Origin of the sequence: Leifsonia sp. CL147 (assembly GCF_900114565.1) — a bacterium.
Lineage (GTDB): Bacteria > Actinomycetota > Actinomycetes > Actinomycetales > Microbacteriaceae > Leifsonia.
Genome location: NZ_FOTM01000007.1, coordinates 19780 through 41086 on the forward strand (window position 1 = coordinate 19780; position 21307 = coordinate 41086).

Genomic DNA, 21307 nt, shown 5'->3' on the forward strand with positions numbered 1-21307 from the left:
AGGGCGCACGCGTGAGCGGCGCGAAGGCGAGCCGCAGGAAGAGCGACGGCTGGCGGTTCGCGTTCTCGCGGCGCTGGCTCGGCTATCTGGCGTTCGCGATCGTGTTCGCCATCGCATGCGGGTTCCTCTCGAACTGGCAGCTGGCGCGCAGCAAGGAGGCGGCGGCCGCGAACGCGCTGGTCACCGCGAACTTCGACTCCCGTCCCGTTCCGTTGACCGATGAGCTCCCGAACCTCGGCGCCTTCTCGCCGAAGCAGGAGTGGCGGCGCGTGACCGTGACGGGCACGTACGAACGCGACCACCAGCTCCTGGTCCGCAACCGGCCCTTCAACGGGAGTCCCGGCTTCGAGGTGCTGACCCCCCTGCGCACCGCCGACGGCTCGCTGTTCATCGTGGACCGGGGATGGGTCCCCACGGGCAGCACGAACGACCGGCCCGACCACATCCCAGCCGCGCCGTCGGGCACGGTGACCGTCGTCGCCCGACTGAAGGCCAGCGAACCGGCCATCTCGGGGCGCACCGCCGTCGGGGATCAGGTGGGCACCATCCAGCTCTCGGTCGTGAAGCAGAAGCTCGGCGGCGATGTGTATACGGGCGCCTACGGGCTGCTCGACAGCGAGGACCCGGCGCCGGCCACGGCACCGACGCCGACGGTCACCACTCCCCCGACGCAGGATGAGGGACTGCACTGGTCGTACATGATCCAGTGGATCATCTTCGCGCTGATCGGATTCTTCGGCCTCGGCTACGCGCTCGTGACCGAGTACCGCAAGCTCAACTCGGACGATCCCGCCGAGCGGGCGCGCGCCGCCGAGCGCGAACGCCGCCGCCGCGCCAAGCGCACGGACGCCGACATCGAGGACGAGCTCCTCGACGCCACCCACTGACAGCCCCACCGTCGAGTACACAAAGACTGCACGCTCAGACCCCCGCGAGCGTGCAATCAGTGCGGACTCGACGGTGGGGGGTCAGGCGAGGGAGATGAGGTCGAGGTAGTCGCGGTTCCAGTGGTCCTCGACGCCGTCGGGGAGGATGAGGACGCGCTCCGGGTTCAGCGCCTCCACCGCGCCCTCGTCGTGGCTGACCAGGACCACGGCGCCCTCGTAGTGCGCCAGCGCATCCAGGATCTCCTCCCGGCTCGCCGGGTCGAGGTTGTTCGTCGGCTCGTCGAGCAGCAGCACATTCGCGCCCGACACGACGATCATCGCCAGCGCCAGACGCGTCTTCTCGCCGCCCGACAGCACGCCGGCCGGCTTGTGCGCGTCGTCCCCGGTGAACAGGAACGAGCCCAGCACCTTGCGCGCCTCGGTCTCGGTCAGATTCGGCGAAGCCGACACCATGTTCTGGAGCACGCTGCGCTCGACGTCGATGGTCTCGTGCTCCTGCGCGTAGTAGCCGATGCGGAGGCCGTGGCCGGGCTCAACCTGACCCGTGTCCGGAGTGTCCACGCCCGCGAGCATCCGGAGCAGGGTCGTCTTCCCCGCACCGTTGAGGCCGAGGACGACGACCTTCGAGCCGCGGTCGATCGCCAGATCCACCGCCGTGAAGATCTCGAGCGACCCGTAGCTCTTGGAGAGGTCGCTCGCCTGCAGCGGAGTGCGGCCGCACGGCGCCGGCGTCGGGAAGCGCAGCTTGGCGACGCGGTCCACCTGGCGCACATCCTCGAGGCCGGCCAGCAGCTTCTCGGCGCGCGCCACCATCTGGTGCGCCGCCGCCGCCTTGGTCGCTTTGGCGCCGAACCTGGCGGCCTGCAGCTGCAGGGCTCCCGCCTTCTTCTCGGCGTTCGCCCGTTCCTTCTTCCGGCGCTCCTCGTCGGCGGCGCGCTGGCGCTGGTAGTGCTTCCAGCCCATGTTGTAGATGTCGATGACCTGACGGTTCGCATCCAGATAGAAGACGCGGTTGACCGTCTCGCCCACCAACTCCACGTCGTGCGAGATGACGATGAAGCCGCCGCTGTAGTTCTTGAGGAACTCGCGCAGCCACACGACGGAATCGGCGTCGAGGTGGTTCGTCGGTTCGTCGAGGATCATCGTGCGGGCATCCGAGAACAGGATGCGCGCCAGCTCGATGCGCCGGCGCTGGCCTCCCGACAGGGTCTTCAGCGGCTGGTCGAGGATGCGGTCCGGCAGATTCAGGTTGGATGCGATGGAGGCCGCTTCGGCCTCGGCAGCGTACCCGCCGAGCAGGTGGAAGCGCTCTTCCAGCCGGCCGTACTTCTTCATGGCGGCCTCGGACACGGCCGCTTCCGGGCTGGCCATGTCGTGCGTCGCCTGCTGCATCTCCAGGACCACGGAGCCGAGCCCGCGGGCGTCCAGGATGCGCGTGCGCGCCAGGTCGTCGAGGTTGCCGGAGCGCGGGTCCTGCGGCAGGTAGCCGAGCTCGCCGGAGCGGTCGACCTTCCCGGCGCTCGGGAGAAGATCGCCCGCGAGCACCTTGGTCAGGGTCGTCTTCCCGGCGCCGTTGCGCCCGACGAGCCCGATCTTGTCGCCGTCGGCGACGCGGAAGGTGACGTCCTCCATCAGGAGGCGTGCGCCTACGCGCAGTTCAAGACCCTGCACGGCAAGCACAGTTGTTCCATTTCGTTCAGCAGCCATCCGCTCCTCGTCCGATCAGGCGGCACGCGGGCGTGCGCCCGATCAGGGGAGGAACGGATGGCTGGGAGAGTCAGTCAGATGGCGAAGCCGAGCGCGCGCATCATGTCGCGGCCGTCGTCGGTGATCCGGTCGGGGCCCCACGGCGGCATCCACACCCAGTTGATGCGGAACGCCTCGACGATGCCGTCGAGCGCCTCGGCGGTCTGCTCCTCGAGCACGTCCGTCAGCGGGCAGCCGGCGCTCGTGAGCGTCATCGAGATGATGAGGGCGTTGTTCTCGTCGTCCCAGGCCAGGTCGTAGATCAGCCCGAGGTCGACGACGTTGATCCCGAGTTCGGGATCCATGACGTTCTTCAGCGCCTCTTCGACCTGGTCGAAGAGCGCGGGACTCAGCGTGGCGGGCATGATCGGATTCCTTCTTTCAGCACAGACTACCTCTCGGAGTGTGTGACGGCCGGGCTCGGCTCAGGCTTCGGCCAGCTCGGCAGCCGAGGCGGACGCGGGCTCGGGGGCGTCGACGTAGCGGTCGTAGCCCTCCTCCTCCAGGCGGTCGGCAAGCTCCGGGCCGCCCTGCTCCGCCACCCGGCCGGCGACGAAGACGTGCACGAAGTCCGGCTTGATGTAGCGCAGGATCCGCGTGTAGTGCGTGATCAGCAGGATGCCGAGACCGGTGTTCGCTTCGGCCCGGTTGACGCCCTCCGACACGACCTTGAGGGCATCGACGTCGAGACCGGAGTCGGTCTCGTCGAGCACCGCGAACTTCGGCTTGAGCAGCTCCAGCTGGAGGATCTCGTTGCGCTTCTTCTCGCCGCCCGAGAAGCCTTCGTTGACGTTGCGCTCGGCGAACGAGGAGTCCATCCGAAGAGCGTTCATCGACTCGCGCACATCCTTCACCCAGGTGCGGATGGACGGCGCCTCGCCGTCGATCGCCGTCTTGGCGGTGCGCAGGAAGTTCGTGTTGGTGACGCCGGGGATCTCGACCGGGTACTGCATCGCCAGGAAGAGCCCGGCGCGCGCCCGCTGGTCGACGGTCATCGCGAGGACGTCTTCGCCGTCGAGCGTGATGGTCCCCCTGGTGACGGTGTACTTGGGGTGCCCGGCGATCGTGTAGGCAAGGGTCGACTTGCCGGAGCCGTTCGGGCCCATGATCGCGTGGATCTCACCCTCGTTGATGGTGAGGTCGACGCCGTTCAGGATGGGCTTGGTGCCCTGGTCCGTCTCGACGGTGACGTGGAGGTCGCGGATCTCGAGGACTGACATGGTTACTGGATCTCTTTCGTGCCGTTCGCGCTGATGATGACAGCGGGGTCGATGTAGACGTCCCCGTCGATGATCTCGACGGAGAAGACGGGGACCGGCTCGTAGGCCGGGAGGTTGAGGGGCTGGCCGGTGACGAGGGAGAACTGCGAGCCGTGCGCCCAGCATTCCAGCGTCTGGTCTTCGACGAAGCCCTCGGACAGCGAGATCTCGCCGTGCGTGCAGGTGTCGCCGATGGCGTGGATCTCGCCGCCCGAGTCCTTGACGACCGCGATGGGGATGCCGTCGAGCACGACCCGCGTCGCCTGGTTCTCCACCAGCTCCGCGGCCGCGCCGATCCGCTGCCCCGCCATCAGTGCTCGGCCCCGGAGGCGGTGACCGACGTCGTCTGGAGCTCGTCCTCGATCTTGGCCTGCAGCCGCTCCTGGAGCGCGGGCGACCCGATCTGCTGCACGATCTCGGAGAGGAACCCGCGCACCACGAGGCGCCGCGCCTCCTCTTCGGGGATTCCGCGCGACTGCAGGTAGAACAGCTGCTCGTCGTCGAAACGGCCGGTCGCGCTGGCGTGGCCGGCGCCGACGATGTCGCCGGTCTCGATCTCGAGGTTCGGCACGGAGTCGGCGCGGGCGCCGTCCGTGAGCACGAGGTTGCGGTTCTGCTCGTACGTGTCGGTGCCGACGGCCTTCGGTCCGATCAGCACGTCGCCGATCCACACCGTGCGTGCCCCCTGGCCCTGCAGCGCGCCCTTGTACGTCACGCGGCTGCGGGTCTCCGGGCCGTCGTGGTGGACGTACACCTGCTGCTCGAGGTGCTGGGAGGCGTCGGCGAAGTACGCGCCGAGGAGCTCGGCGTCCGCACGCGCCCCGACCAGGTGCGTGGACGGGTTGAGTCGCACCACACCGCCGCCGAGGGTCACCGCGACGTGCTTGAGGCGCGCGCCCTCGCCGACCTCGGCGAAATGGGCCGCGACGTGCAGCGCTTCGTCGTCCCACTCCTGGAGCGAGACGACGGTGAGATCCGAATCGGCGCCCAGCAGGAACTCGACGTTCTCGGCCAGGTGGGCCGAACCCGTGTTCTGCAGGATGAGCGTCGCCGTCGCTCCCGGAGCCACCTCGACCACGGTGTGAGCGGCACGCGGGCTGCCGCCGAGGGAGGAGCGGGTGAGCGTCACCTCGCGGTGGTCTCCGGTCATCGTCGTTCCGATGTGGACGAGCAGCGCCTGCTGGAAAGCCGTCCACGCGTTGGCGGACGCACGGTCCTCCGGCTTTCCGGCCGTGCCGATGCGGGCGTCGTCCCGGCCGATCCAGGATGTGGTCACTCCGGGAGCGGCCGTCGCGTCGTACACGTACGGCGAGCCGTCGAGCTCACCGGCGATCAGCTCCTGGAGGCGCGCCACCGGCGTGTACTTCCACATCGGCTCCCGGCCGGTCACCGCGGGGAAGTCCGCCACCTCGGTCGACGTGAACCGCTCGGCGCGGCTCTGGACGGGGACCGGCGCACGCAGGTGCTTCGGGGCGGGGGCGGCCGGGGCGGTCGTCGTCGTCTCGATCTGCGTCATCCGACAGAGCCTTCCATGCCCATCTCGATGAGCTTGTTGAGTTCGAGTGCGTATTCCATGGGGAGCTCGCGGGCGATCGGCTCGATGAAGCCGCGGACGATCATCGCCATGGCCTCGTCCTCCGGGAGCCCGCGGGACATCAGGTAGAACAGCTGCTCCTCGCTCACGCGCGACACCGTCGCCTCGTGGCCGAGCTGCACATCGTCCACCCGGATGTCGATGGCCGGGTAGGTGTCCGACCGCGAGATCGTGTCGACGAGGAGGGCATCGCAGCGGACGGTGTTCGCGGAGTGGTGCGCTGCCGCATCCACCCGCACCTCGCCCCGGTAGCCGGCCCGGCCGCCCCCGCGCGCGATCGACTTGGACACGATCGACGACTGGGTGTACGGCGCCATGTGGATCATCTTGGCGCCCGCGTCCTGGTGCTGGCCCGGGCCGGCGAACGCGACCGAGAGGGTCTCGCCCTTGGCGTGCTCGCCCATCAGGTAGATCGAGGGGTACTTCATCGTCACCTTGGAACCGATGTTCCCGTCGATCCACTCCATGGTCGCGCCCTCGCCCGCCGTGGCACGCTTGGTGACCAGGTTGTAGACGTTGTTGGACCAGTTCTGGATGGTCGTGTAGCGAACACGGGCGTTCTTCTTCACGATGATCTCGACGACGGCGGAGTGCAGCGAGTCGGACTTGTAGATCGGCGCCGTGCAGCCCTCGATGTAGTGGACGTAGCTGCCCTCGTCGGCGATGATCAGCGTCCGCTCGAACTGGCCCATGTTTTCGGTGTTGATCCGGAAGTAGGCCTGCAGCGGGATCTCGACGTGGACGCCCTTCGGGACGTAGACGAACGAGCCGCCGGACCAGACCGCCGTGTTGAGCGCCGCGAACTTGTTGTCGCCGGCCGGGATCACGGTGCCGAAGTACTCCTGGAAGATCTCCGGGTGCTCGCGCAGCGCCGTGTCGGTGTCGAGGAAGATGACGCCCTGCTGCTCGAGGTCCTCGCGGATCTGGTGGTACACGACCTCGGACTCGTACTGCGCAGCGACGCCGGCGACGAGGCGCTGGCGCTCCGCCTCCGGGATGCCCAGCTTCTCGTACGTGTTGCGGATGTCCTCGGGAAGGTCTTCCCAGCTCTGCGCCTGCTTCTCGGTGGAGCGGACGAAGTACTTGATGTTGTCGAAGTCGATCTCCGACAGATCGGCGCCCCACGTCGGCATGGGCTTGCGCTCGAAGAGCTGGAGCGCCTTGAGGCGGCGCTGCAGCATCCAGTCGGGCTCGTTCTTCAACCCTGAGATGTCTTTCACCACCTGGGGCGAGAGCCCGCGGCGCGCGGAGGCACCCGCAGCGTCGGAGTCCGCCCAGCCGAACTCGTACTGCCCCAGGGAGGCGAGCTCAGGCCGGTCGATCAGGATGTCTGACATTTCTACCTCGTTTCCTACCACTCGTAACCGGATATCAGTCCGGCTCATTCCCCTCGTGCGCACGGCTGATGCCGGTCGCTCGAGCGTCCAGATTGTGCGGGTGGCTGGTGTGCGGACCTAAAATGTCCGTGGACACGGGCCGCGATGCCCCGGCCACGAGCGGGGGAATCCGCCCGGTGGCACGCGCACGATGGCGCGTTCCTCGAACCCACCAATTCTACAGGTGCGGCGCGGTATTAGTAGAGCCACGCCTGCGCGTTGCCCGAGTATCCGCATCCAGACCCCGAGGAAGCCCCGAAATCATGAAGCGCATCACCGCCTGGCTGCCGGACCGAGTGGACGGGCGGACCCGGGTGATCGCGTGGGTGTACCTCGCGGCGCAGATTCTTCTGGTCACCACAGGAGGCGCTGTCCGCCTGACCGGCAGCGGCCTGGGCTGCCCGACCTGGCCGAGGTGCACGGCCGACTCGTTCGTCAACACGCCGGCGATGGGCATCCACGGCGTCATCGAGTTCGGCAACCGGATGCTGGGAGGAGTGCTCGCGGTCCTCGCGATCGCCGCGTTCCTGGCCGTCGTGAAGCTCTTCCGCTCGCGCGGCGACCTGTTCTGGATCTCGCTCGTCGCCGGCCTCGGCGTGCCGCTCCAGGCGGTCATCGGCGGGGTCACCGTGCTCACCGGCCTCACCTGGTGGGTCGTCGGCATCCACTTCGTCATCTCGATCGTGCTGGTCGCCCTGACAACGGTGTTCGTGGTGCGCGTCCACGCGGTGACCGGCCGGCGCGTCGCCGCCGTCCCCGGATGGTACGCAGCGCTCGCCTATGTCACGAGCGTCGTGGTCGTGCTCACCATCGCCATGGGCATCGTCACGACGGGCGCGGGCCCGCACGCCGGGGATCAGAACACCCCGCGCAGCGGGCTGAATCCGGAGATCCTGGAGCACGTCCATGCGATCCCTGCCTATGTCACGTTCGGCCTGACCATCCTCCTCGTCGCCGGGTCGTTCCGGTTCGGCGGGGCGCCGCTGCGTCGCTTCACCCGGTTGATGCTCGCGATCGAACTGGTGCAGATCGCGGTGGGGCTCATCCAGGCGGACACGGGCCTTCCCGAGATCCTCGTCGGCATCCACATGACGCTCGCCGCGACCCTCGCCGCGGTCATGACCGCCGTGATCATGGCGCTCACGGCACCGGCGCCCGCTGCGGAGGTCGAGGCGGACTCAGCCGCCGACGTCGTCTCGGTGTAGCGTCCCCACCCGCGCTGCGAGGGTCTCGCCGTGCAGGGTGACCGCACGGTCCGTGCTCTCCCCGAAGCCGAACCCCACCGCTTCGGCGAGCCGCCTGCTCGGGTCGTTTCCGGGCACGTACACCCAGCGCAGGCGGTCGAACCCGAGACCGGCCGGGTCGAGCGCGTGCCGCGCGACCGCCACCAGACCCTCCCGCATGTAGCCGCGCCCCCGCCCCCACGGGCCGGACCAGCAGCCGACGGTTCCCGAGCCGGGCCGCTCGTCGCGTCGCACCTCGACCACCCCGAGCATGCGCCCGCCGGTTCGCGGCCGGAGCGCCCACACGTGGAAGTCTCCGCTCGCGACGCCGTGCGGGCAGTAGCTGCGGACGAAGAACTCGGCGCTCTCGCGGGTGTACGGCGACGGGAGCGGCACCCAGAGCTGCGTGGCGGCGTCGAGGCACGCCTCCAGGACGTCCGGGATGTCGTCCTCCGTCGGGACGTCGAGGATCAGGCGCTCGGTCTCGAGGCGCGCCGTCGGCAGCCGATCCGTCATGCCTGATGGTAACTCCGCCGGCAGGGGCGGATGCCGGATGCGGCGGGATCGTTACGCGGCGGTCAGAAGGGCAGCAGCGGGTCGATGGCGACCGCGAGGAAGATCAGCGTCAGGTAGGCGATCGACCCGTGGAAGACGCGCATCGGCGACACGCTCGCGTGCCGGATCGCCAGGTTGTAGAGGCGGTGCGACTCGTAGAGGAACCAGCCGCCCGCGACCAGCGAGACCGCCGAATAGACCAGGCCCATGTGCCCCACCGGGATCAGCAGCAGGGAGCAGGCGACCATCGCCCAGGCGTACAGGACGACCTGCAGGCCGACCGCCGAGCGGCCGCGCACGACCGCGAGCATCGGGACGCCCGCCTCCTGGTAGTCGGAGCGGTACTTCATCGAGAGCGGCCAGTAGTGCGGAGGCGTCCAGAGGAAGATGATCCCGAACAGGATGAACGGCGGCCAGTCCAGCGATCCGGTGACCGCCGCCCAGCCGATCAGCACGGGCATGCAGCCGGCGATGCCGCCCCAGACGATGTTCTGCGGGGTGCGGCGCTTGAGGATGAGCGTGTAGAAGACGACGTAGAGCAGGATGGCCGCGACCGAGAGGGCCGCCGCCAGCCAGTTCGTGAAGAATCCGAGGACCAGCACGGAGGCGATGCCGAGGGCCCAGGAGAAGACGAGCGCCTCGCGGTCCGAGAGCTCGCCGGTGACGAGCGGACGGTTCCGGGTCCGGCGCATCACGCGATCGATGTCGCGGTCGATGTAGCAGTTGAACGCACCGGCGGACCCCGCGCTCATGTAGCCGCCGACGACCGTGGCGAGCACCAGCCACAGGTTCGGGATGCCGTTCGCCGCGAGGATCATCGTGGGGACCGTCGTGACCAGCAGCAGCTCGACGACACGCGGCTTGGTGAGGGCGATGTACGCCTTCGCCTTGCGGACGAGGCCGATGCGGTCCGGTGCGACACGGCTCTCTACGGCGACGTCCATTGCTCCTCGTGTTGTGTCGGTGGCTGGGGGCTCGGCGACCCCGCTCAAGTCTACGACACGTAGAGGTGCGCCCCGGGAGAAGGGACGGAGTACAGCCGGCGGTACTCCGTGTCCGCGTATGACACAAGTGGGCTGGGGGAACACCCCACGTTTCGTGCGCGTTACCTATACTTGGAGATGCTCGCCAGCCGAGGCCCCCACTCCACCCGTCCGATTCGCAGGACGGCGACGGAGGCAGGCCCGGCGCCGATGACGTCCACGGCGCGCACTACCAGAACCGGTGCGGGTACCCAGACGACCTTTGCCGGCACTTATGTAGCCAATCTACGAAGGGTCAGTTTTCACGTGGCAGCACTGCAGTGGGATCCCATTGACAACAAGGCGGTAGACACGGCTCGCGTTCTCGCGGCCGATGCGGTGGAGAAGGTGGGCAACGGGCATCCCGGCACGGCCATGAGCCTCGCTCCCGCGGCCTACCTGCTCTTCCAGAAGGTGATGCGCCGCGACCCGCGCGATCAGCACTGGCTGGGACGTGACCGCTTCATCCTCTCGGCCGGACACTCGTCGCTCACGCAGTACATCCAGCTCTACCTGGGCGGCTACGGACTCGAGCTCGACGACCTGAAGAAGCTCCGCACCTGGGGCTCCCTCACTCCCGGCCACCCCGAGTACGGACACACCGACGGCGTGGAGATCACCACCGGACCTCTCGGTCAGGGCATCTCCTCCGCCGTCGGTTTTGCATATGCGCAGCGCTTCGAGCGCGGCCTGTTCGACCCGGACGCCGCTCCCGGCACCAGCCCGTTCGACCACCACGTCTTCGTGATCGCCTCCGACGGCGACCTGGAGGAGGGCGTCAGCTCCGAGGCCTCGTCGCTCGCCGGCCACCAGGAGCTCGGCAACCTCATCGCGATCTACGACAGCAACCAGATCTCGATCGAGGACGACACCGACATCGCGTTCACCGAGGACGTCCAGGCGCGCTACGAGGCGTACCACTGGGATGTCCGGGTCGTCGACTGGAAGAAGACCGGCGTCTACAAGGAAGACGTCGAGGAGCTCTTCGCGGCGATCGAGGACGCGAAGACCGTCACCGACAAGCCGTCGCTCATCATCCTGAAGACGATCATCGGATGGCCGTCGCCGAAGAAGCAGAACACCGGCAAGATCCACGGCTCGGCGCTCGGCGCCGACGAGCTGCGCGCCGTCAAGGAGGTGCTCGGCTTCGACCCCGAGCAGACCTTCGAGGTCGCGGACGAGGTCATCGAGCACACCCGCAAGGCGATCGAGCGCGGCGCCGGGGAGCGCGCCGAGTGGCAGAAGGGCTTCGACGCCTGGGCGGAGGCGAACCCCGAGCGCAAGCAGCTGCTCGACCGCCTGCTCAGCGGCGCCGCCCCGGAGGAGCTCGAGAGCGCGCTGCCGGTCTTCGAGCCGGGCACGGATGTCTCCACTCGTGCCGCCAGCGGTAAGGTGCTCAACGCGATCGCTCCGGTGATGCCCGAGCTGTGGGGCGGCTCCGCCGACCTCGCCGAGTCGAACAACACCACCATCGAGAGCGCCGCGTCGTTCGTGCCGTCGGAGCGCTCCACGCACGAGTGGACGGGCAACAAGTACGGCCGCGTGCTGCACTTCGGCATCCGCGAGCACGCCATGGCCGCGATCATCAACGGCATCGTGCTGCACGGACCGACGCGTCCGTTCGGCGGGACGTTCCTGATCTTCAGCGACTACCAGCGTCCGTCGCTCCGCCTGTCGGCGCTCATGGACATCCCGTCGATCTTCGTCTGGACGCACGACTCCGTCGCCCTCGGCGAGGACGGGCCGACGCACCAGCCGATCGAGCAGCTCTCGACGCTCCGCGCCATCCCGAACTTCACCGTCGTCCGCCCGGGCGACGCGAACGAGGTCGCCTGGGCGTGGAAGACCATCCTCGAGCGCCGCAACGGTCCGGCCGGCATCGCGCTCACCCGCCAGAACATCCCGGTGTTCGAGCGCGGCGACGGCGACGCCGAGGGCGACACCCTCGCCTCCGCGAAGAACGTCTCCAAGGGCGCCTACATCCTGGCCGAGGCGCCGGGCGGGACCCCGGACGTGATCTTCATCGCGACCGGCTCCGAGGTGCAGATCGGACTGGAGGCCCGCGAGGTGCTGCGCGGCGAGGGCGTCAACGCCCGCGTCGTGTCCGCTCCGAGCCTGGAGTGGTTCGCCGAGCAGCCCGCCGAGTACCGCGAGCAGGTGCTCCCCGCCGGGGTGAAGGCCCGCGTCTCGATCGAGGCAGGCTCGTCGCTCGCCTGGGACAAGATCGTCGGCGACCACGGTCGCAGCGTGTCCATCGAGCACTTCGGCGCTTCGGCCGACTACAAGACGCTGTTCCGCGAGTTCGGCATGACCACCGAGCACGCCGTGTCCGCCGCGAAGGAATCGCTCGCGTCTCTCTGACTCCGGGCACCACGACTACAAGACAGAACTGTGGAGAAAACAGAAATGACTGACACCACCACCCAGACCCCGACGGCCGACCTGTCCGCCGCCGGCGTCAGCATCTGGCTGGACGACCTCTCGCGTGAGCGCATCAACACCGGGAGCCTCCAGAAGCTCATCGCCGAGAAGAACGTCGTCGGCGTGACCACCAACCCGACGATCTTCGCCTCCGCCCTCTCCAAGGGCGCGGCGTACGACGAGCAGGTCCGCGAGCTCGCCGCCGCCGGCGCGAGCGTCGACGAGGCGATCTTCGAGATCACCACGGCCGATGTCTCGCAGGCGAGCGACATCTTCCACGAGGTGTTCGAGCGCTCGAACGGCGTCGACGGCCGCGTCTCCATCGAGGTGGAGCCCGGGCTCGCCCACGACACGCAGGCGACCATCGCCGCCGCGCGGACGCTCTCGGCGAAGATCCAGAAGCCGAACGTCATGATCAAGATCCCCGCGACGGTGGCCGGTCTCGAGGCCATCACCGAGACGATCGCGGCGGGCATCAGCGTCAACGTGACCCTGATCTTCAGCCTGGAGCGCTACCGCCAGGTCATCGACGCGTACCTCACGGGTCTGGAGAAGGCCCAGGAGGCCGGCATCGACCTCTCCGCCATCCACTCGGTCGCGTCCTTCTTCGTGTCGCGCGTCGACACCGAGGTGGACAAGCGCCTCACGGCGATCGGAACCGACGAGGCCACCGCGCTGAAGAGCAAGGCCGGCATCGCCAACGCCCGCCTCGCCTACGAGGTGTACGAGCAGGCCTTCGCCACCGAGCGGGCCAAGCTCCTCACGCAGGCGGGCGCCAACGAGCAGCGTCCGCTGTGGGCGTCCACCGGCGTCAAGGACCCGAACCTGCCCGACACGCTGTACGTCGAGCAGCTCGTCGCCCCGAACACCGTCAACACGATGCCCGAGAAGACGCTGGATGCGACCTTCGACCACGGGAAGATCTCCGGCGACAGCGTCACCGGCACCTACGCCGAGTCGAACGACGTGCTCAACAAGCTCGCTGCGCTCGGAATCGGGTACGACGACGTCACCGAGACGCTCGAGCGCGAGGGCGTCGAGAAGTTCAACGTCTCCTGGGGCGAGCTCGTCGAGACCGTGAAGAACGCTCTCGAGGGAGCAGCCAAGTGACCTTCCGCATCCACGTGACCGGTGCGGCGGCCGAGGCCGTCCGCACCGTCGTCCCGCAGCTGGTCGCCGACCGCGTCGCGTCCGGCATCACGGCGCTCGAGCCGGCCCTCTGGGGGCCGGCGGCCGAGGCCGAGGCGAGCAAGCGTCTCGGCTGGACCGAGGCCGTCTCCATCTCGCGGCCGCTCGTGCCCGAGATCGTCGCCCTGCGCGAGGAGCTGCACGCCAAGGGCGTCAACCACATCGTCCTGGGCGGCATGGGCGGGTCCTCGCTGGCACCGGAGGTCATCACCCTGACCGCCGAGGCCGAGCTGACCGTGCTCGACTCCACGGACCCCGGCCAGGTGCTCGCCGCGCTGCGCGACCGGCTGGAGGCGACCGCTGTGGTCATCTCCTCCAAGTCCGGCTCGACGCTCGAGACGGACAGCCAGCGCCGCGTGTACGAGAAGTGGTTCCAGGATGCCGGCATCGACCCGCGCGAGCGGATCGTCGTCGTCACCGACCCCGGATCGCCGCTCGACCAGTCCGCACGCGAGGCCGGTTACCGCGTCTTCAACGCGGACCCGAACGTCGGCGGCCGCTACTCGGCTCTCACCGCGTTCGGACTCGTTCCGTCGGGCCTTGCCGGCGTCGACATCGCCCAGCTGCTGGACGAGGCGGATGCGACCCAGATCGAGCTCGCCGTCGACAACGAGCAGAACCCCGGCCTCGTGCTGGGCGCTGCGATCGCCGGCACCAGCCCGCTGAAGGACAAGCTGGGCATCGTCGCCGACGGGACCCACATCGTCGGCTTCGCCGACTGGGCCGAGCAGCTGATCGCCGAGTCCACCGGCAAGGAGGGCACCGGGCTGCTTCCCGTGGTGCTCGACCCGCTCGCTCCCGAACTGGAGTCCAAGCCCGCCGACCTGCAGGTCGTCCGCCTGGTGGCGAACGCCGAGGCGCACCACCTGTTCCCGGCCGACCGGCACGAGGGCGAGATCCTCGTCTCCGGCAGCCTGGGCGCACAGCTCCTGGTCTGGGAGTACGCCGTCGCCGTCGCTGGTCGTCTGCTCGGGATCAACCCGTTCGACCAGCCGGACGTCGAGGCGGCGAAGGTCGCCGCGCGCTCGCTGCTCGACAACCGGCCGGAGCCGGTCACGCCGGCCTTCACCGCCGGCGGCATCGAGGTGCGCACCACGGGCGCGTTCCTCGGCGAGGCGAACACGCTGGACGCCGCAGTGGATGCGCTGCTCGCGCAGCTCGGACCCGACGGCTACGTCGCAGTCCAGGCGTACGTGAACCGCAATGCGCTCCCCCAGCTTGCGGGCATCCGCGACCTGCTGGCGGCCAAGGCGAACCGTCCCGTCACCTTCGGCTGGGGACCCCGCTTCCTCCACTCCACGGGTCAGTTCCACAAGGGCGGTCCCGCGGTCGGCGTGTTCCTGCAGATCACGGCCACCCCGTCCGAGGACCTCGAGATCCCCGGGCGACCCTTCACGTTCGGGCAGCTCATCCAGGCCCAGGCCGCCGGCGATGCCAGCGTGCTCGGCGAGCACGGCCGCCCGGTGCTGACCCTGACCCTCACGAACCCCGAGGCGGACGTCGTCTCGCTGTTCGAGGCCGTCAACTGAGCGCGTCGAGCATGTCGACCGAGCAGCTGATCAAGGAGACGACCCCCTTGTCACCGGTGGAGATCACCCCGGAGTTCAACCCGTTGCGGTTGCCCTCCGACCGCCGCCTCAACCGCATCGCGGGGCCGAGCAGCCTCATCATCTTCGGAGTGACAGGCGACCTGTCACGCAAGAAGCTGATGCCGGCGGTCTACGACCTCGCGAACCGCGGCCTGTTGCCGCCCGGATTCTCCCTCGTCGGGTTCGCCCGGCGCGACTGGGAGGACCAGGACTTCGAGAAGGTCGTGTACGAGGCGGTCAAGCAGTACGCCCGCACGCCGTTCGACGACGATGTGTGGCAGCAGCTCGCACAGGGCATCCGCTTCGTGCCGGGCGAGTTCGACGACGACGATGCCTTCCGGCGTCTGAAGGCGACCGTCGAGCAGCTGGACGCCGAGCGCGGCACCATGGGCAACCACGCGTTCTACCTGTCCATCCCGCCGAAGGCGTTCCCGATCGTCACCGAGCAGCTCAAGCGATCCGGTCTCGCCGACCAGGACGGCAAGGGCTGGCGGCGCGTCGTCATCGAGAAGCCGTTCGGTCACGACCTGCAGTCGGCTCGTGAGCTGAACGCCGTCGTCGAAACGGTCTTCCCGCCGGACTCGGTGTTCCGCATCGACCACTACCTCGGCAAGGAGACGGTCCAGAACATCCTGGCGCTGCGCTTCGCGAACGAGCTGTACGAGCCGATCTGGAACGCCAACTACGTCGACCACGTGCAGATCACGATGGCCGAGGACATCGGCGTCGGCGGCCGTGCCGGCTACTACGACGGCATCGGCGCTGCGCGGGACGTCATCCAGAACCACCTGCTGCAGCTGCTCGCGCTCACCGCCATGGAGGAGCCGATCTCGTTCAACGCCGCAGACCTGCGCGCCGAGAAGGAGAAGATCCTCGCGGCCGTCCGGCTTCCGAAAGACCTCGCGACGGCAACGGCGCGCGGCCAGTACGGCAACGGATGGCAGGGCGGCGAGAAGGTCCCCGGGTTCCTGGAGGAGGACGGGATGAACCCCGAGTCCACCACGGAGACCTTCGCGGCCATCAAGCTGGAGATCGGGACCCGCCGCTGGGCGGGCGTGCCGTTCTACCTGCGCGCGGGCAAGCGCCTGGGCCGCCGGGTCACCGAGATCGCGGTCGTCTTCAAGCGCGCCCCGCAGCAGCTCTTCGCGGAGTCGCAGACCAGCGCGCTCGGCCAGAACGCGCTCGTCATCCGCGTCCAGCCCGACGAGGGTGTGACCATCCGCTTCGGCTCGAAGGTCCCCGGCGCCGGCATGCAGGTGCGCGACGTCAGCATGGACTTCGGCTACGGCCACGCCTTCACGGAGGCCAGCCCCGAGGCCTACGAGCGGCTCATCCTGGATGTGCTGCTCGGCGACCCGCCGCTCTTCCCCCGCCACGAGGAGGTCGAGCTCTCGTGGAAGATCCTCGACCCGATCGAGCACTTCTGGGCCACGCAGGGCCAGCCCGAGCAGTACCGCCCCGGAACCTGGGGCCCGAAGTCGGCCGACGAGCTCCTCGCCCGTGACGGCCGCGTTTGGAGGCGTCCATGATCGTCGATCTTCCGGCGACGACCGTCAGCAACATCTCGAAGGCGCTCGTCAAGATCCGCGAGGAGGGCGGCGCCGTCGCCCTCGGCCGCGTGCTGACGCTCATCATCGCCACCCACCTCGGGCAGGAGGAGGAGGCCATCGAGGCCGCCAACGACGCCTCCCGCGAGCACCCGATGCGCGTCATCGTGGTGTCCACCGAGGAGGACCGCCACGATGGGGATCCGCGTCTCGACGCGCAGATCCGGGTCGGCGGCGACGCCGGCGCCAGCGAGGTCATCGTGCTCCGCGCGTACGGCGAGACCGCGAGCGACGAGGAGGGGCTGGTCACCGGCCTGCTCCTGCCCGACGCTCCCGTGGTCGTCTGGTGGCCGGGTCTCGCACCCGCGAGGGCCGCGTCCTCTCCGCTGGGGCGCATCGCGACCCGCCGGATCACCGACGCCTCCACGCAGCCGAATCCGCAGGAGTTCCTGGTCCACCTCGGGGAGACCTACGCCCCGGGCGACACGGACTTCGCCTGGACGCGTCTGACGCTGTGGCGGGCCCAGCTCGCCGCGGTCCTCGACCAGCCGCCCTACGAGCCCATCACGGCCGTGGATGTGGCGGGCGCGGCCGACTCCCCCTCCACCCTCCTCCTCGCCGCCTGGCTGCGCCTGCAGCTGCAGGTGCCGGTGCAGTACGACCTCGCCTCGCGCGCGATCGGCTCCGGCGGCATCCACGGCGTGAAGATGGAACGCGAATCCGGTGTGATCGAGCTCGCCCGCGAGATCCCGAACGTCGCCCGCCTGTCTCAGCCGGGACAGCCGACGCACGACCTGTCCCTGCCGCGCCGGAACCTCCGGGACTGCCTCGCCGAAGAACTGCGTAGGCTGGACCCGGACGACCTCTATGGCGAGGTGATCACCAAGGGTCTCGCACTGCTGGAGACCTCCGACGAAGGAGCAGGCGTCAGGGCATGACGAACGAACGACGGGTGCTCGTCCACCCGGACAAGGAGGCCCTGGCGGCATCCGTGGCGGCGCGTTTCCTCACCAAGACCATCGACATCCTCGACGACCTGGGCCGCGCCAACATCGCGCTGACCGGTGGGACGATGGGGATCGCGGTGCTGGAGGCCGTCAACTCCTCCCCCGCCCGCGACACCATCGACTGGTCGAGGGTGCACGTCTGGTGGGGCGACGAGCGGTTCGTTCCGCGGGACAGCCCTGACCGCAATGAGCGTCAGGCGCGCGAGGCGCTCCTCGACCACATCGCACTCCCGCCCGAGAACGTGCACCCGTTCCCGTCGTCGGACGAGATCCCGGACATCGACGAGGCGGCGCGTGTCTACGCGGCCGAGCTGCAGGCGTTCGGGTCGAACGACTGGCCCTGCCCGAAGTTCGACATCACGTTCCTCGGCGTCGGTCCCGATGGGCACATCGCCTCGCTCTTCCCGGACCGGCCCGGCATCCGCGAGACGGAGGCGACGGTGATCGCCGAGCGCGAGTCGCCGAAGCCTCCGCCGGAGCGCCTGAGCCTCACCCGGCCGGTGATCAACTCGTCCGATCGGATCTGGCTGGTCCTCGCCGGCAGCGACAAGGCGAGCGCGCTCGGGCTCGCCCTCGCCGGCGCGAGCTACACCGAGGTGCCGGTCGCCGGTGCCAAGGGACGGAAGCGGACCGTGTTCTTCGTGGACAAGGAAGCCGCGGTGGACGTGCCCGAGAACCTCATCGCGCCCAGCTACTGACCCGCTCCCGCAGAGTCATCAGCCGCGCGCAGGGCGCGCCCGTCAACGGTCCACGACTGCGGATCGCCAGGCGGTCGCGCCCTGCCCCGGAGATATCCCGCTCGAACGCGTGCGTCAGCAGGTGCAGGTAGAAGGCGAGCAGGCGCGCCGTCTCGTCCCGCACCTCTTGCTCCGGGCCCGTGAGCTCGAGATCCTCGACCCAGCGCTGCAGCCCCGCGAAGGTGATGCGCAGGTGGAGGGCGTTCCGCGCGTCCGCAGCACTGGGTACCGTGTCGTCCTGACAGCGCGTCAAGAGCCGTTCGGCGTCGACCGCAGCGCGAACGCCCTCGTCCAGGAGGGCCAGCAGGCTCAGCGTGCCGACGGCCTCCCCCAGTTCGCGCGGGAGATCGCTGCGATCGTCCCGTGAGCCACGCATCCACGACCTCCTACCCGTGGTAGGAAGTGTAGCCGCACGCTGGGTCTTCTACGCCTCGGTGCTCGTGGGACGGCCGCGACGGGCGCGCAGCTGGTTGAGGGCGTCTTCGAGCAGCTGCTCCGCCTCTTCTTCGCTGCGACGCTCCTTCACGTAGGCGAGGTGCGTCTTGTACGGCTCCGCCTTCGCCACCGACGGCGGGTTCTCCTTGTCGCGGCCGGCCGGGAGGCCGGATGACGGAGAGTCGATGATGTCGGGGATCTCCTCCTCGGGGAGGTTCGCCGCGAAGTAGCGGACGGTCTCATTGCCGAGCGCGTCCCAGTACGAGATGGCGATCCGATCGGCGTGGAAGCCGCGGTCCTGCTCGCCCATGGGGCCGGCGCCGACGCGCGAGCCGCGGATTGCACTGCCTCCGGAAGCCATGCTGTGTCTCCTTCTACCGTGGTGCGCTTACGCGCTGAATTTGGTGATCAGACCGAGCACGACGATGCACGTGATCCAGATCAGGCCCAGGATCACGGTGATCCGGTTGAGGTTGCGCTCGGCCACACCGGAGGCGCCGAGGTTGGAGGTGACGCCGCCGCCGAACATGTCGGACAGTCCGCCGCCGCGGCCCTTGTGCAGAAGGATGAGAAGCGTCAGCAGGAGGCTGGTGATGCCCAGCAGCACCTGCAGGACGACCTGGAGAATCAGCACGGGGAACCTTTCGGAAAGCGACCGGGCGACGCCCGGGGAAACCAACGACCAGTATAACGTGCGGTGCTCGTCAGAGCCCGACGTGCTTCTGATACCGGACGATGGCCGCGAACTCGTTCACGTCGAGGCTCGCACCGCCGACCAGCGCGCCGTCCACGTTGGGCTCGCGCATGAAGGCCGCGATGTTGCCCGACTTCACCGATCCGCCGTAGAGGATGCGCGTCGTGGCTGCGACATCGTCGCCCAGCAGCTCCACGATGACGCCGCGAAGCGCCGCCGCGACCTGCTCGGCCTGCTCGGGCGTGGCGGCCTGGCCGGAGCCGATCGCCCAGACCGGCTCGTACGCCACCACGAAGTCGGCGGCAGAGTCGACCTTCGAGAGCGCGGCGCGGAGCTGAGCGACGGGCACGGCGCTGGCGCCGTGCGTCTCCAGGTCTTCCGCCGTCTCACCGACGCAGATGATCGGGGCGATGTTGTGCGACAGGGCCGCAGCGACCTTGGCCGCCACCTGCTCGTCGGTCTCGGCGTGCAGCGTCCGCCGCTCGGAGTGCCCGATGATGACGTAGCGCGATTCGAGCGCCTCGAGGAACGCGGCCGAGATCTCGCCGGTGTAGGCACCGGACTCGTGCTCGGAGACATCCTGCCCGCCGAAGGCGAGCGGCAGCTTGTCGGCCGCCACGAGCGTCTGCACGCTGCGAAGATCCGTGAACGGCGGGAACACCGCCACCTCGACGCTCGAGAAGTCGTGGTGCGCATCCTTCAGCGTCCACGCCAGCTTCTGCACGAACGCGATCGCCTGCAGGTGATCCAGGTTCATCTTCCAGTTGCCGGCGATGAGCGGGACCCGCCGCACCGAGGGGCTCACTGCTGCCATCCGAGGACCTCCAGACCGGGGAGACGTTTGCCTTCGAGGAACTCGAGGCTGGCGCCTCCGCCCGTCGAGATGTGACCGAACTGGTCGTCGCTGAAGCCGAGCGCACGCACGGCCGCAGCCGAGTCGCCTCCGCCGACCACGCTGAGGCCGTCGACCTCGGTGAGAGCCTGCGCGACCGCCTTGGTGCCCGCCGCGAAGGAGCTAAGCTCGAACACGCCCATCGGGCCGTTCCAGAACACCGTCTTCGAGCGCCGGACGTACTCGGAGAACAGCTCCGCCGTCTCCGGGCCAATGTCGAGCCCGAGGCCCTTCTCGGCCCAGTCGGTGTCCTCGATCGCGTCGACCGGACGCACGACGTGCTCCGCATCCGCACCGAACTTCGAGGCGACCACGACGTCACGCGGCAGCACAATCTCGACGCCGAGCTCCTCGGCCTTGGCCAGGTAGCCCTTCACCGTGTCGATCTGATCGGCCTCGAGCAGGCTCGAGCCGACCTTCAGGCCCTGTGCCGCGAGGAAGGTGAACAGCATCCCGCCGCCGATCAGCAGCGAGTCGACCTTCGGAAGCAGATGCCCGATGACCCCGAGCTTGTCGGAGACCTTCGAACCGCCGAGCACCACCGCGTAGGGGCGCTCCGGGTTCTCGGTCAGCCGGTCGAGCACCTCGAGCTCGGCCTGGATGAGCGTGCCGGCAGCGCTCGGAAGCAGCTGCGCGAGCTCGTAGACGCTCGCCTGCTTGCGGTGGACGACACCGAAGCCGTCCGAGACGAAGGCGTCGCCGAAGGCGGCCAGCTTCTCGGCGAACGCCTTCCGCTCCGCCTCGTCCTTCGCGGTCTCCCCCGGGTTGAACCGGAGGTTCTCCAGCAGGGCGACGTCGCCGTCCGCCAGGCCGGCGACGGCATCCTGAGCGGCACCGCCCACCGTGTCGGACGCGAACGTCACGGGCGAGCCGAGCAGCTCGGAGAGCCGCTGGGCGACCGGCGCCAGGCTGTACCGGGCGTCGGTCGCGCCCTCCGGACGGCCGAGGTGGGAGATGACGACCACCTTCGCACCCTGGTTGATCAGGGCGTTGAGGGTGGGGATCGACGCTCGCACGCGGCCGTCGTCCGTGATCGTCGCGCCCTCGAGGGGCACGTTGAGATCACAGCGGACGACGACGCGCTTTCCGGCGAGCGAACCGAGTGAGTCGAGGGTACGGAGCGTCACGTCGGCTG

21 protein-coding genes are annotated in these 21307 nt (G+C 69.0%); 8 read left to right on the forward strand and 13 right to left on the reverse strand.

Annotated elements, in window-relative coordinates; all coding sequences use genetic code 11:
- The first annotated feature begins 11 nt into the window (after positions 1 to 11).
- Complete coding sequence (locus tag BM287_RS08025) at positions 12 to 887, forward strand: SURF1 family cytochrome oxidase biogenesis protein (protein ID WP_090038242.1); 876 nt, start codon at positions 12 to 14, stop codon at positions 885 to 887.
- Between the two features lie 81 nt (positions 888 to 968).
- On the opposite strand, the gene BM287_RS08030 is transcribed toward BM287_RS08025, so the two are convergent.
- The 6 genes from BM287_RS08030 to sufB all read right to left on the reverse strand — a co-directional run bounded on the left by BM287_RS08030 (position 969) and on the right by sufB (position 6823).
- A complete protein-coding gene (locus BM287_RS08030) occupies positions 969 to 2567 on the reverse strand; it encodes an ABC-F family ATP-binding cassette domain-containing protein (protein ID WP_090038237.1) in 1599 nt (532 codons plus the stop codon).
- A gap of 101 nt (positions 2568 to 2668) precedes the next feature.
- Positions 2669 to 2998, reverse strand: coding sequence for a metal-sulfur cluster assembly factor (locus tag BM287_RS08035; RefSeq protein ID WP_090038233.1), 330 nt, complete (start codon positions 2996 to 2998; stop codon positions 2669 to 2671).
- A 60-nt stretch (positions 2999 to 3058) separates the two neighbouring features.
- The gene (gene sufC, locus BM287_RS08040; RefSeq protein WP_090038229.1) at positions 3059 to 3853 is read right to left on the reverse strand and encodes a Fe-S cluster assembly ATPase SufC; all 795 of its coding nucleotides are present in this window, start codon (positions 3851 to 3853) and stop codon (positions 3059 to 3061) included.
- 2 nt (positions 3854 to 3855) lie between these two features.
- Positions 3856 to 4203 carry a non-heme iron oxygenase ferredoxin subunit gene (locus tag BM287_RS08045; protein WP_090038226.1) on the reverse strand — a complete coding sequence of 116 codons (348 nt, stop codon included), beginning with the start codon at positions 4201 to 4203 and terminating at the stop codon, positions 3856 to 3858.
- Positions 4203 to 5408 carry a Fe-S cluster assembly protein SufD gene (gene sufD / locus BM287_RS08050; protein ID WP_090038223.1) on the reverse strand — a complete coding sequence of 402 codons (1206 nt, stop codon included), beginning with the start codon at positions 5406 to 5408 and terminating at the stop codon, positions 4203 to 4205. The genes BM287_RS08045 and sufD overlap by 1 nt, the downstream gene beginning before the upstream one ends.
- On the reverse strand, positions 5405 to 6823 hold the full coding sequence (gene sufB / locus BM287_RS08055) for a Fe-S cluster assembly protein SufB (protein ID WP_090038220.1): 1419 nt from the start codon (positions 6821 to 6823) through the stop codon (positions 5405 to 5407). Before sufB ends, sufD begins: the two co-directional genes overlap by 4 nt.
- Before the next feature lie 302 nt (positions 6824 to 7125).
- On the opposite strand from sufB, the gene BM287_RS08060 reads away from it, so the two are divergent.
- Entirely contained in the window at positions 7126 to 8067 is a 942-nt protein-coding gene (locus tag BM287_RS08060) for a COX15/CtaA family protein (RefSeq protein WP_090038216.1), read from the forward strand.
- Here BM287_RS08060 and BM287_RS08065 read toward each other — a convergent pair.
- Positions 8041 to 8601 (reverse strand): GNAT family N-acetyltransferase, encoded by a 561-nt coding sequence (locus BM287_RS08065; protein WP_090038212.1) that lies wholly within the window; start codon positions 8599 to 8601, stop codon positions 8041 to 8043. The genes BM287_RS08060 and BM287_RS08065 overlap by 27 nt on opposite strands.
- Positions 8602 to 8663: 62 nt before the next feature.
- The gene (locus tag BM287_RS08070; RefSeq protein WP_090038207.1) at positions 8664 to 9584 is read right to left on the reverse strand and encodes a heme o synthase; all 921 of its coding nucleotides are present in this window, start codon (positions 9582 to 9584) and stop codon (positions 8664 to 8666) included.
- A 345-nt stretch (positions 9585 to 9929) separates the two neighbouring features.
- Between BM287_RS08070 and tkt the strand changes: the two genes are divergently transcribed.
- The 6 genes from tkt to pgl are packed head-to-tail and all read left to right on the forward strand — an operon-like array spanning position 9930 to position 18112.
- Positions 9930 to 12023, forward strand: coding sequence for a transketolase (tkt, locus tag BM287_RS08075; RefSeq protein WP_090038199.1), 2094 nt, complete (start codon positions 9930 to 9932; stop codon positions 12021 to 12023).
- A 45-nt stretch (positions 12024 to 12068) separates the two neighbouring features.
- On the forward strand, positions 12069 to 13193 hold the full coding sequence (gene tal, locus BM287_RS08080; RefSeq protein ID WP_090038193.1) for a transaldolase: 1125 nt from the start codon (positions 12069 to 12071) through the stop codon (positions 13191 to 13193).
- The gene (locus tag BM287_RS08085; RefSeq protein WP_090038189.1) at positions 13190 to 14800 is read left to right on the forward strand and encodes a hypothetical protein; all 1611 of its coding nucleotides are present in this window, start codon (positions 13190 to 13192) and stop codon (positions 14798 to 14800) included. Before tal ends, BM287_RS08085 begins: the two co-directional genes overlap by 4 nt.
- A gap of 11 nt (positions 14801 to 14811) precedes the next feature.
- Positions 14812 to 16389: a glucose-6-phosphate dehydrogenase gene (gene zwf, locus BM287_RS08090; protein WP_090038186.1), complete on the forward strand. Its 1578-nt coding sequence runs from the start codon at positions 14812 to 14814 to the stop codon at positions 16387 to 16389.
- A complete protein-coding gene (locus BM287_RS08095; RefSeq protein WP_090038182.1) occupies positions 16386 to 17345 on the forward strand; it encodes a glucose-6-phosphate dehydrogenase assembly protein OpcA in 960 nt (319 codons plus the stop codon). Before zwf ends, BM287_RS08095 begins: the two co-directional genes overlap by 4 nt.
- Positions 17342 to 18112: a 6-phosphogluconolactonase gene (gene pgl, locus BM287_RS08100; RefSeq protein WP_090038178.1), complete on the forward strand. Its 771-nt coding sequence runs from the start codon at positions 17342 to 17344 to the stop codon at positions 18110 to 18112. The genes BM287_RS08095 and pgl overlap by 4 nt, the downstream gene beginning before the upstream one ends.
- Here pgl and BM287_RS08105 read toward each other — a convergent pair.
- From BM287_RS08105 to BM287_RS08125, 5 genes are all read right to left on the reverse strand, one after another.
- Positions 18093 to 18527 (reverse strand): hypothetical protein, encoded by a 435-nt coding sequence (locus BM287_RS08105; RefSeq protein WP_090038173.1) that lies wholly within the window; start codon positions 18525 to 18527, stop codon positions 18093 to 18095. The genes pgl and BM287_RS08105 overlap by 20 nt on opposite strands.
- Positions 18528 to 18575: 48 nt before the next feature.
- Complete coding sequence (locus BM287_RS08110; RefSeq protein WP_090038170.1) at positions 18576 to 18947, reverse strand: RNA polymerase-binding protein RbpA; 372 nt, start codon at positions 18945 to 18947, stop codon at positions 18576 to 18578.
- A gap of 27 nt (positions 18948 to 18974) precedes the next feature.
- Positions 18975 to 19220: a preprotein translocase subunit SecG gene (secG, locus tag BM287_RS08115; protein ID WP_018191139.1), complete on the reverse strand. Its 246-nt coding sequence runs from the start codon at positions 19218 to 19220 to the stop codon at positions 18975 to 18977.
- Between the two features lie 70 nt (positions 19221 to 19290).
- Positions 19291 to 20094 (reverse strand): triose-phosphate isomerase, encoded by an 804-nt coding sequence (gene tpiA / locus BM287_RS08120; RefSeq protein ID WP_170857477.1) that lies wholly within the window; start codon positions 20092 to 20094, stop codon positions 19291 to 19293.
- Positions 20082 to 21299, reverse strand: coding sequence for a phosphoglycerate kinase (locus BM287_RS08125; RefSeq protein WP_090038163.1), 1218 nt, complete (start codon positions 21297 to 21299; stop codon positions 20082 to 20084). The genes tpiA and BM287_RS08125 overlap by 13 nt, the downstream gene beginning before the upstream one ends.
- Positions 21300 to 21307 lie beyond the last annotated feature (8 nt).